We start from the raw sequence: 10,574 nt of genomic DNA on the forward strand, positions 1-10,574 counted from the left end.
ACCTGCACCTTGATACCCGCTGATTACCAGCTTGCTTTCTTAACTCCGGGAATCAAGCCTGCTGATGCCATCTCACGGAACTGAATGCGAGAGAGACCGAACTGACGGATATATCCTTTCGGACGGCCTGTAATCTTGCAACGGTTGTGCAGACGGATGGGGTTTGCATTCTTTGGAATGGCCTGAAGTTTACGGGCAGCCTCATAAGCCTCTGCCGGATTATCAGTAGTTGCGATAACCTTTTTCAGGGCAGCGCGCTTCTCAGCATAACGAGCAACAAGTTTCGCACGTTTAACTTCGCGTGCTTTCATTGATTCTTTTGCCATATCTCTTAATCCTTTTTAGCGTTCTTGAATGGAAGACCGAAAGCCTTGAGAAGTGCATAGCCTTCTTCGTCGGTCTTGGCCGTAGTAACGAAAGTAATGTTCATTCCTTGGATGCGGTCAACACTGTCAATGTTGATTTCGGGGAAAATAATCTGCTCGGTTATGCCGAGTGTATAGTTACCGCGACCGTCAAACTTACTCTCGATGCCCTTAAAGTCACGGATACGAGGCAGAGCCACGCGAACGAGTTTCTCCAAGAACTCGTACATACGCTCGCGCCGCAGTGTTACCATAACGCCGATAGGCATCTTCTTACGGAGCTTGAAGTTGGCAATATCCTTCTTTGAGAAGGTTGCCACAGCTTTCTGGCCTGTAATGGCAGTAATCTCGTTGAGGGCAACGTCAACAATCTTCTTATCCTGTGTAGCATCACCCAGGCCCTGATTGATAACAATCTTTTTCAGGACAGGAATCTGCATTGATGAAGAATAGCTGAACTGCTTCTGCAGTGCCGGAGCAATTTCCTCCTTATACTGTTTCTTTAACTGTGCTGTTTCCATCATTTAATTTCCTCCCCCGATTTTTTAGCGATACGAGTAACTGTCTTACCCTCACGCTTGATTGAAATTCGTGTTGGTTCACCGCTCTTGGGGTCAACCAAACTCAGATTAGAAATATGAATAGGAGCCTCCTGCTTGATGATGCCTCCCTGAGGATTCTTGGCCGAAGGCTTGGTGCTCTTAGAGACCATGTTTACACCCTCTACGATTGCGCGCTCCTCGTCAACAAGAACTTTGAGCACCTTGTGGGGTGCAGGGTACTTGCCATTTGAGTTCTTCACATCCTTGTCTTTTCCGGCAAGAACGAGAACCATGTCACCTTTCTTTATATGTAACTTACTCATTACTATTTCTTTTAATTAATTAAAGAACCTCAGGTGCCAAAGAAACGACTTTCATATTTACGGCACGCAGCTCACGAGCTACAGGGCCGAAGATACGGCTGCCGCGGAGTTCGCCGGCATTATTCAGCAACACGCAAGCATTGTCATCGAAACGGATGTAAGAACCATCGGCACGACGGATTTCCTTCTTTGTGCGAACAATCAAAGCCTTAGATACTGCACCTTTTTTCACATCACTCGACGGAATGACATTCTTGACAGCAACGACAATAACGTCACCCACACTTGCATAACGACGGCCGGTTCCACCGAGAACACGGATGCAGAGAGCCTCGCGTGCGCCGCTGTTATCACATACTGTAAGTCTTGATTCTGCTTGTATCATAATTACTTAGCTTTTTCTACTATTTGTACTAATCTCCATCTCTTTGTCTTGGACAGAGGACGAGTTTCCATGATTAACACTGTATCACCTACATTGGCCTCATTCTTCTCGTCATGTGCATGGTACTTCTTTGTCTTCTGGACAAACTTACCATAAATAGGGTGCATTTCCTTGAACTTAGCTGCAATAACAATGGTTTTATCCATTTTGTTGCTGACAACAACACCCTGTCTTACTTTTCTTAAATTTCTTGTTTCCATCTGGACCATTATTATTTATTAAGTTCTCTCTGACGAAGTACGGTTTTCATACGAGCGATGTCACGACGAGCAGCCTTAATCTGTGATGGATTCTCAAGCGGAGAGATGCTGTGGTTGAGTTTCATCTGATGCAACGCAGCCTCTGCAAGCTCCAGTTTCTCGCGCAAGTCCTTGTCTGCGAGTTCATTTACTTCTTTAATCTTCATAATTAAGCGTTTTTATCGTAATCGCGTCTAACAACAAACTTAGTCTTAACGGGGAGTTTCTGTGCTGCCAGGCGTAGAGCCTCTTTGGCAATGTCAAAAGATACTCCCTCTACTTCGAAGAGGATACGACCCGGAGTAACCGGTGCCACCCATCCTGCGGGGTCACCTTTACCTTTACCCATGCGGACGTCGGCAGGCTTGCGGGTGATGGGCTTATCGGGGAAAATGCGAATCCAGACCTGTCCCTGGCGGTTCATGTAACGGTTCACTGCTACACGGGCTGCCTCAATCTGTCGGCTGTCTATCCATTTTGCCTCAAGTGTCTTGATGCCAAATGAACCGAAAGCCAGCTGTGTACCTCTGTGGGCGTTGCCTTTATTGCCACGTCCGTCTTGAGGTCTTCTATATTTTACTCTTTTTGGCTGTAACATGTTAGCTTCTACTTTTAACGGTTATTGTTTCTTCTACGATTACCGCGACCATTACGGCCACCGCTGGGACGGCCGGCATTCTGCTTATCCTGGGTAAAGTTTGGTGTCAGGTCACGCTCTCCGTAAACCTCACCACGGCATATCCATACCTTGATACCCAGCAGGCCCACCTTGGTGAGAGCCTCAGCCTGGCAATAATCGATGTCTGCGCGGAATGTGTGCAGAGGAGTACGCCCCTCTTTATACATTTCCTTACGAGCCATTTCGGCTCCGTTCAGACGACCAGTGATTTGAATCTTGATACCTTCGGCACCGGCGCGCATCGTATTCTGAACCGCCATTTTGATAGCACGGCGGTAGGCAATCTTGCCTTCCACCTGACGGGCGATGTTGTTGGCTACGATAGTTGCATCGAGCTCCGGCTTCTTTACTTCGAAGATGTTGATTTGGATGTCCTTCTTGTAGAGCTTCTTCAACTCTTCCTTCAGTTTGTCAACATCCTGACCACCTTTACCAATGACGATACCCGGACGGGCAGTACAAATAGTGATGGTGACGAGTTTCAGCGTGCGCTCGATGACAATCTTTGAAACGCTGGCCTTGGCCAGACGCTCATTGAGATACTTGCGGATTTTCTGATCCTCGACGAGGTTGTCTCCGAAGTCTTTGCCACCGAACCAATTTGAATCCCAACCACGGATAATTCCCAGTCGGTTGCTTATTGGATTAACTTTCTGTCCCATTCTGTCTATTATTTTTCGTCGTTAGTTTTGGCATCAACAAAGAGCGTAACGTGGTTCGAACGCTTGCGTATTCTATAGCCACGTCCCTGCGGTGCCGGTCTCATACGTTTCATTGTAACACCTTGGTCAACGAAGACACTGCTAACATAAAGTTCACCGTCTTCAGCCTTGCGGTCGTTTTTGTTCTCCCAGTTTGCGATAGCCGAGCGCAGCAGTTTCTCAACGTCTGCGGCAGCCTGCTTGTTAGAGAATCTCAATACTCCGAGCGCGCGGTTCACTTCCATGCCACGAATCATGTCTACAACGTAGCGCATCTTGCGTGGAGAAGAAGGAACGCCCTTCAGCTTTGCGAAGTACAAATTTTTGCGAGCTTCCTTTATTTTCTCAGCTGCTATATGTTTTCTTGCTCCCATTATTGTTTCTATTGTTTAAATAAAATGGTTGTCCCTTCGACTACTTTCTGTTGCCTGAGTGACCACCGAAGCGACGCGTGGGAGAGAATTCACCCAGCTTGTGGCCTACCATGTTCTCAGTAATGTAGACAGGGATAAATTTGTTTCCGTTATGAACTGCAACAGTGTGTCCCACGAAGTCCGGGGAAATCATTGATGCTCTGGCCCAGGTCTTAACGACACTCTTCTTGCCACTCTCGTTCATAGCGAGAATCTTCTTTTCAAGAGATACGTTGATATATGGACCTTTTTTTAATGAACGACTCATAATTTACTCTACTTAATGTTATTTATTAGCCCTTTCGATAATATACTTGCTTGAGTGCTTCTTCGGTGCACGAGTCTTCAGACCCTTAGCGTACAAGCCCTTGCGTGAGCGTGGGTGTCCACCGGACTGACGGCCTTCACCACCACCCATCGGGTGGTCAACAGGGTTCATAACGACACCACGGTTGTGCGGGCGACGACCCAACCAGCGAGAGCGACCAGCCTTACCTGACTGCTCCAATGCGTGGTCAGAGTTTCCTACACTTCCTATGGTAGCCTTGCAAGCAGATAAAATCTTACGAGTCTCTCCTGAGGGGAGCTTGATTACACAATAACTGCCCTCACGAGAAGTCAACTGAGCAAAATTCCCAGCCGAACGAACGAGTAATGCTCCCTGACCCGGACGCAATTCAATGTTGTGAATTACCGTACCTACAGGGATGTTTGCCAGCGGCAGGGCATTGCCAACCTCTGGTGCTGCCTCAGCACCCGACATCAGTGTTGCGCCTACCTGCAGTCCGTTAGGAGCAATGATATAGCGTTTTTCACCATCAGCGTAATACAACAAAGCGATACGAGCCGAGCGGTTCGGATCGTACTCTATTGTCTTTACTACGGCTGGAACACCATCCTTCTCACGTTTGAAGTCAACTAAGCGCAACTTTCTCTTATGACCGCCGCCCATGTAGCGAACAGTCATTTTACCGGTGTTGTTTCGACCACCTGTTGAGCGCTTACCGTAAACGAGAGACTTCTCTGGCACGGATGCAGTAATATCCTCGAACGTGCCAATAACTTTGTGTCTTTGGCCCGGTGTAACGGGCTTTAATTTACGTACTGCCATTTCTTATTAAATATTGCTATAAAAATCTATTGTATCGCCATTCTTCAGCGTAACAACTGCCTTCTTGAACGCATTCTTCTGGCCTTTCACAAGACCTGCTTTGGTGTAGCGGCTTGAGCGCTTGCCGGCATAGCGTGCAGTGTTCACATCAACTACTGTAACATTGTACAGTCTCTCGACTTCCTTCTTGATTTCGAGTTTGTTGGCTTCTGGCTTTACGATAAAGCCATACTTGGGCTGTGCAGAAATGTTTCTGCTCTGACCCTTCACCTTAACGACCTTATCTTCAGAAGACTTGTCTGTCAGTTTGGTCATCTTCTCAGTGACCAACGGTTTGATTATGAATGCCATATTTTATCTCCTAATTTATTTGGTTAAGGTCTGGTCGATGGCCTTGAGCGATTCCTCCGTGATAACTACAACATCTGCATTCAAAACTTTATACGAATTGAGCGAAGATGCTAACATCACTTCGGACTGCTGCAAGTTACGAGCTGACAAATATACGTTTTTATTGCTGTTAGGCAAAAGGAGCAGGGTTTTCTTGCCGTCGACTTTAAGATTTTTAGTAATATTTATAAAATCTTTTGTCTTCGGAGCATCCATTGAGAAGTCTTCAACAACTACGATGGCATTCTCCTGTGCCTTGTAAGACAATGCTGACTTACGAGCAAGAACTTTTACTTTTTTGTTCAATTTGAAGCGGTAGTCACGGGGCTTGGGACCAAATACGCGACCGCCACCAACAAGAACCGGCGAATTGATGTCACCGCGACGTGCGCCGCCGCCACCCTTCTGCCGGCCGAGCTTGCGGGTAGAGCCTCTGTGCTCACTTCTTTCCCGAGATTTAGCTGTACCCTGGCGCTGGTTAGCGAGATACTGCTTAACATCGAGATAGAGAACGTGATCGTTAGGCTCAATGCCAAAGATAGACTCGTTCAGAGTTACCTTTCTTCCGGTCTCCTGACCGTTGATATTTAAAACGCTAACTTCCATTATTTCTCAATTAAAACAGTTGAACCATTGCATCCAGCTACAGAACCCTTCACGAGAAGGATGTTGTGCTCTGGAATTACCTTAATCACCTTGAGGTTCTGAGTAGTTACTCTGTCGCCTCCCATCTGGCCACCCATGCGCATGCCTTTGAACACCTTTGCAGGGTAAGAACAGGCACCGATGGATCCCGGCTTGCGGGCACGGTCATCCTGGCCGTGAGTACTCTGACCTACACCACCGAAACCGTGGCGCTTTACTACTCCCTGGAAACCTTTTCCTTTAGAAGTGCCGACTACGTCTACGAACTCCGTGTTGCTGAAAAGTTCTACCGTAATCGTGTCACCGAGGTTATATTCCTCGTCAAACTTGAACTCGGCCAAGTGCTTCTTCGGTGTTGTACCTGCCTTCTTGAAGATTCCCATCATCGGCTTGGTAGTTCTGCTTTCCTTAGCCTCTGCGAAACCTAACTGAACAGCCTTGTAACCGTCGTTTTCAACAGTCTTTACCTGGGTTACAACACAAGGACCAGCTTCGATAACAGTGCACGGTACATTCTTACCGTCGGCACTGAAAACGGATGTCATTCCGATTTTTCTTCCAATTAATCCTGGCATTTCAATTAAATATTAATAGTGTAATTAAACTTTGATATCTACCTCTACTCCACTGGGCAACTCGAGCTTCATGAGCGACTCTACGGTCTTGGCCGTTGCGCTGTAGATGTCTATCAGGCGCTTGTAGTCTGAGAGCTGGAACTGCTCGCGGGCCTTCTTGTTAACGAAGGTACTGCGGTTTACGGTGTAGATACGCTTGTGGGTTGGCAATGGAATAGGGCCGCTAACAATGGCACCCGTAGCTTTCACTGCCTTCACAATCTTCTCGGCTGACTTGTCAACCAACTTGTGGTCGTACGACTTCAGCTTAATTCTGATTTTCTGACTCATTGTTTTACTTTGTATTTGTTGTTGTTGATGGTTCGGGAGGTACGCTGCTTAAGAGTCATTCGCTAAGCAGCGCCTCCTTTACCGGTTGTTTTCTTTTTAAAGAAGTTCCGAGTGGCCTTTCACCTCGTCGAGCACGTCCTTGGCTATCGATGCCGACAGTGGAGAGTGATGATCGTACTCCATGGAGCTTGTTGCACGACCGGAGGTGATGGTACGCAGGGCCGTTACATAACCGAACATCTCGGCCAGCGGAACCATTGCCTTCACGATGCGTGCACCGCTGCGGGCTTCGTCCATGCCCTGAACCATGCCACGGCGCTTGTTCAGGTCGCCTATAACGTCACCCATGTTCTCTTCCGGCGTTACCACTTCTACCTTCATGATAGGCTCCATGAGTACGGGGCCTGCCTTGGGGCAAAGCACCTTGAAAGCCTGGTGGGCAACAAGCTCGAACGAGAGCTGGTCGGAGTCTACCGGGTGGAAGCTACCGTCGTTGAGAGTAACCTTGAGGCCGGTCATTGGGAAGCCGCCCAGCACACCGTTGGAGAGGCAGTCCTTGAAACCTTTCTCTACCGAGGGAATGAACTCCTTAGGCACGTTACCGCCCTTCACGTTGTTGATGAACTGCAGGTCGCCTTCCTTGTAATCCTCGTCTTTCGGACCGATGGTTACGTCTATGCAGGCAAACTTACCGCGGCCACCGCTCTGCTTCTTGTAAGTTTCGCGGCTCTGTGCCTTCTTGGTAATGGCCTCCTTGTAGTTAACCTGGGGCTTGCCCTGGTTGCATTCTACCTTGAACTCACGCTTCAGACGGTCGATGATGATGTCGAGGTGAAGCTCGCCCATACCCGAGATAATGGTCTGGCCACTCTGCTCGTCGGTACGTACGGTAAAGGTAGGATCCTCTTCGGCCAGCTTGGCAAGACCATTGTCCAGCTTGGCCACGTCGGCCTGGCTCTTCGGCTCTACGGCGATGGATATCACGGTATCGGGGAATGTCATGGATTCCAGCACGATAGGGTGGTTCTCGTCACACAGCGTATCGCCGGTACGGATGTCCTTAAAGCCTACACCGGCGCCTATATCGCCGGCATCAATGGAGTCCATGGGTATTTCCTTGTTTGAGTTCATCTGGAACAGGCGGCTGATGCGTTCCTTCTTGCCCGAGCGGGGGTTGTAAACGTAAGAGCCGGCAACCACCTTACCCGAGTAAACGCGGAAGAATACCAAACGACCCATGAACGGGTCGGTAGCAATCTTGAACGCCAGAGCCGATGTAGGAGCGTCGTCCGACGGCGTACGGTCTTCCTCTTCCTCGGTATCAGGATTGGTACCGATGATGTTCGGTGTATCCAGCGGCGACGGCAGGAAAGCGCAGGTATAGTCGAGCAGCGGCTGCACACCCTTGTTCTTGTACGAAGAACCCAGCAGCATGGGGCAGCACTCCATGGCGATACAACCCTTGCGGATGGCGGCGATAATCTCCTCTTCCGAGATTTCCTGGCCGTCGAGATACTTCTCCATCACGTCGTCGTCAAAGTTGGCGGCACCTTCCAGCAGTTTATCTCTCCACTCGTTGGCCTCGTCTACGAGGTTGGCGGGAATGTCCTCTATGTCATATTCGGCGCCCATGGTCTCGTCATGCCACAGGATAGCCTTCATCTTAATCAGGTCTACCACGCCCTTGAAGTTCTCCTCCGCACCGATAGGTATCTGGATAGCGATAGGATTGGCTCCCAGGATATCCTTCATCTGGCTAACGGTCTCGAAGAAGTCGGCACCCGAGCGGTCCATCTTGTTCACGTAGCCTATACGGGGCACGTTGTACTTGTCGGCCTGGCGCCAAACAGTCTCACTCTGGGGCTGTACGCCGTCGGCAGCCGAGTAGGTTGCAATGGCTCCGTCGAGCACGCGCAGAGAGCGCTCTACCTCGGCGGTGAAGTCTACGTGTCCCGGAGTGTCAATCAGATTGATTTTATATGAGTTGCCCAGATAGTTCCAGTTACAGGTTGTTGCAGCCGAGGTGATGGTGATGCCTCTCTCCTGCTCCTGTGCCATCCAGTCCATTGTGGCTGCGCCATCGTGCACCTCACCTATCTTGTGGGTCTTGCCCGTATAGAAGAGGATGCGCTCTGATGTGGTTGTCTTACCAGCATCGATATGAGCCATGATACCGATGTTGCGAGTCAAATGTAAATCGCGGTTTGCCATTTTTCTTTTTACCTTTATTTGTGATTAGAATCTGAAGTGAGCGAATGCGCGGTTGGCCTCGGCCATACGGTGCATGTCCTCCTTGCGCTTGTAGGCGCCACCTTGGTTATTGAACGCGTCAACAATCTCGGCAGCCAGCTTGTCGGCCATCGACTTGCCGCCGCGCTTGCGGGCGAAGGCAATCAAGTTCTTCATCGAGATGCTCTCCTTGCGCTCCGGACGTATCTCGGTAGGAACCTGGAACGTGGCACCACCTATACGGCGGCTCTTCACCTCCACCTGCGGAGTGATGTTGTCCAGTGCCTGCTTCCAGATTTCCAGAGGCGACTTTTCTTCCTTGTCCATCTTCTGCTTAACGAGGTCGAGCGACTTGTAGAAGATTTCGTACGAGGTATTCTTCTTGCCGTCGTACATCAGGTGATTAACGAACTTTGATACTTTCTGATCATTGAAGACCGGATCCGGCAGGACCACACGCTTCTTTGGTTTTGCTTTTCTCATTTTGTTTATTTAAATATGTATTCTGCGGAGGCTGTCGTTCTGACGTTCTTCAACGCCCGCACCCGGGCATTTACTCAACCTTGTGTAACAATTCTCCAGCAAAACGATTGTTGTTTGTAATTCCTCTTCAAAAGTTCTCAAGTTTGTGAGTCGCATTCCCCTTTAGGCGGAAAATGTCTGGTTCTGAAGCAGCAGCCGTGCTGCCGGCTTACCAACCTGTCAACTCATAAACTTAAAAACTTGTCTCCTGCGGGCTTTTACTTCTTAGCCTTCGGACGCTTGGCTCCGTACTTCGAACGGCGCTGCGTACGGCTGGCTACACCGGCGGTATCGAGTGTACCGCGAACGATGTGGTAACGTACACCGGGCAGGTCCTTTACACGGCCGCCACGTACCAGCACGATGCTGTGCTCCTGCAGGTTGTGGCCCTCTCCGGGAATGTAGGAGTTCACTTCCTTCTGGTTTGTCAAACGCACACGGGCAACTTTTCTCATTGCCGAGTTAGGCTTCTTGGGGGTTGTAGTGTAAACACGAACGCAGACGCCACGACGCTGTGGACAGTTGTCCAAAGCCGGAGACTTGCTCTTGTCTACCATTACCTTTCTGCCTTTTCTTACCAACTGTTGAATTGTAGGCATAATTTTACTTTTAAATTTTATATGTTTATTTTGTTTATAATCAACGCATTACGCAACAGGCCACAATAAGGCCTATTTCGGGCTGCAAAGGTACGAACAATTCTTGAAACAACCTAATATATATATAGACAAAAAGTAAACCAATAGGGATTTTTAACATTATATAGGCTTTATTGGCGAGAGGAAACCATGAAAGGAGCTCAAAATAAAAGTCTCCCCACCCTTTCAAGGGGGAGAGACTTTGCTGGATGGAGCTTTCCCTCCTCGCGGAGGGGGCTTCATCAATCTTCCCAGAGGTTCCGATGTTGGATGTTCAATTCATCCTCGTCGGCCACCTCATCGTCATATAAGAAACCATTATTCTGCTTAGCGTCGGCATGATCATTCCAACTACCGTCAAGGATAGCGCCCTGCTGGGCAACACGAATCGTCTCGGCCATTGGTGTCATATATTTCTTTTTCATAG

The 10,574-nt window shown here is 48.9% G+C and carries 19 protein-coding genes; all 19 read right to left on the minus strand.

The features are described 5' to 3' along the window. Positions 1 to 23 precede the first annotated feature (23 nt). Entirely contained in the window at positions 24 to 326 is a 303-nt protein-coding gene (gene rpsN / locus BMW31_RS01020; protein WP_091819989.1) for a 30S ribosomal protein S14, read from the minus strand. Between the two features lie 5 nt (positions 327 to 331). Further along, a complete protein-coding gene (gene rplE / locus BMW31_RS01025) occupies positions 332 to 886 on the minus strand; it encodes a 50S ribosomal protein L5 (protein WP_091820204.1) in 555 nt (184 codons plus the stop codon). Next, a complete protein-coding gene (rplX, locus tag BMW31_RS01030) occupies positions 886 to 1,230 on the minus strand; it encodes a 50S ribosomal protein L24 (RefSeq protein ID WP_091819991.1) in 345 nt (114 codons plus the stop codon). Before rplX ends, rplE begins: the two co-directional genes overlap by 1 nt. A 19-nt stretch (positions 1,231 to 1,249) precedes the next feature. Beyond that, the gene (gene rplN / locus BMW31_RS01035) at positions 1,250 to 1,615 is read right to left on the minus strand and encodes a 50S ribosomal protein L14 (protein ID WP_091819992.1); all 366 of its coding nucleotides are present in this window, start codon (positions 1,613 to 1,615) and stop codon (positions 1,250 to 1,252) included. Positions 1,616 to 1,617: 2 nt separating this feature from the next. Beyond that, positions 1,618 to 1,884, minus strand: a complete 267-nt coding sequence (rpsQ, locus tag BMW31_RS01040; RefSeq protein WP_091819995.1) for a 30S ribosomal protein S17 — start codon at positions 1,882 to 1,884, stop codon at positions 1,618 to 1,620. Between the two features lie 2 nt (positions 1,885 to 1,886). Further along, positions 1,887 to 2,081 (minus strand): 50S ribosomal protein L29, encoded by a 195-nt coding sequence (rpmC, locus tag BMW31_RS01045; protein ID WP_091819999.1) that lies wholly within the window; start codon positions 2,079 to 2,081, stop codon positions 1,887 to 1,889. A 2-nt stretch (positions 2,082 to 2,083) separates the two neighbouring features. Further along, positions 2,084 to 2,512, minus strand: coding sequence for a 50S ribosomal protein L16 (gene rplP, locus BMW31_RS01050; protein WP_091820002.1), 429 nt, complete (start codon positions 2,510 to 2,512; stop codon positions 2,084 to 2,086). A 14-nt stretch (positions 2,513 to 2,526) separates the two neighbouring features. Further along, positions 2,527 to 3,255, minus strand: a complete 729-nt coding sequence (gene rpsC / locus BMW31_RS01055; RefSeq protein ID WP_091820005.1) for a 30S ribosomal protein S3 — start codon at positions 3,253 to 3,255, stop codon at positions 2,527 to 2,529. A gap of 8 nt (positions 3,256 to 3,263) precedes the next feature. Beyond that, positions 3,264 to 3,668, minus strand: a complete 405-nt coding sequence (gene rplV / locus BMW31_RS01060; RefSeq protein ID WP_091820015.1) for a 50S ribosomal protein L22 — start codon at positions 3,666 to 3,668, stop codon at positions 3,264 to 3,266. A 40-nt stretch (positions 3,669 to 3,708) separates the two neighbouring features. Then, positions 3,709 to 3,975 carry a 30S ribosomal protein S19 gene (rpsS, locus tag BMW31_RS01065; RefSeq protein WP_009161014.1) on the minus strand — a complete coding sequence of 89 codons (267 nt, stop codon included), beginning with the start codon at positions 3,973 to 3,975 and terminating at the stop codon, positions 3,709 to 3,711. Positions 3,976 to 3,993: 18 nt separating this feature from the next. Next, complete coding sequence (gene rplB, locus BMW31_RS01070; protein ID WP_091820018.1) at positions 3,994 to 4,818, minus strand: 50S ribosomal protein L2; 825 nt, start codon at positions 4,816 to 4,818, stop codon at positions 3,994 to 3,996. Positions 4,819 to 4,824: 6 nt separating this feature from the next. After that, a complete protein-coding gene (rplW, locus tag BMW31_RS01075) occupies positions 4,825 to 5,169 on the minus strand; it encodes a 50S ribosomal protein L23 (RefSeq protein WP_091820020.1) in 345 nt (114 codons plus the stop codon). Between the two features lie 15 nt (positions 5,170 to 5,184). Next, a complete protein-coding gene (gene rplD / locus BMW31_RS01080) occupies positions 5,185 to 5,814 on the minus strand; it encodes a 50S ribosomal protein L4 (protein WP_091820022.1) in 630 nt (209 codons plus the stop codon). Further along, positions 5,814 to 6,428 (minus strand): 50S ribosomal protein L3, encoded by a 615-nt coding sequence (gene rplC, locus BMW31_RS01085; RefSeq protein ID WP_091820023.1) that lies wholly within the window; start codon positions 6,426 to 6,428, stop codon positions 5,814 to 5,816. The genes rplD and rplC overlap by 1 nt, the downstream gene beginning before the upstream one ends. Positions 6,429 to 6,452: 24 nt before the next feature. Then, positions 6,453 to 6,758 (minus strand): 30S ribosomal protein S10, encoded by a 306-nt coding sequence (rpsJ, locus tag BMW31_RS01090; RefSeq protein WP_091820025.1) that lies wholly within the window; start codon positions 6,756 to 6,758, stop codon positions 6,453 to 6,455. Between the two features lie 96 nt (positions 6,759 to 6,854). Continuing rightward, entirely contained in the window at positions 6,855 to 8,969 is a 2,115-nt protein-coding gene (gene fusA, locus BMW31_RS01095; protein WP_091820027.1) for an elongation factor G, read from the minus strand. A 24-nt stretch (positions 8,970 to 8,993) separates the two neighbouring features. After that, positions 8,994 to 9,470 (minus strand): 30S ribosomal protein S7, encoded by a 477-nt coding sequence (gene rpsG / locus BMW31_RS01100; RefSeq protein WP_091820029.1) that lies wholly within the window; start codon positions 9,468 to 9,470, stop codon positions 8,994 to 8,996. 257 nt (positions 9,471 to 9,727) lie between these two features. Next, on the minus strand, positions 9,728 to 10,108 hold the full coding sequence (rpsL, locus tag BMW31_RS01105) for a 30S ribosomal protein S12 (protein ID WP_091820031.1): 381 nt from the start codon (positions 10,106 to 10,108) through the stop codon (positions 9,728 to 9,730). Positions 10,109 to 10,389: 281 nt separating this feature from the next. After that, on the minus strand, positions 10,390 to 10,572 hold the full coding sequence (locus BMW31_RS01110; protein ID WP_091820041.1) for a hypothetical protein: 183 nt from the start codon (positions 10,570 to 10,572) through the stop codon (positions 10,390 to 10,392). Positions 10,573 to 10,574: the final 2 nt, after the last annotated feature.

This window comes from Prevotella sp. kh1p2 (assembly GCF_900111525.1).
Taxonomy (GTDB): domain Bacteria; phylum Bacteroidota; class Bacteroidia; order Bacteroidales; family Bacteroidaceae; genus Prevotella.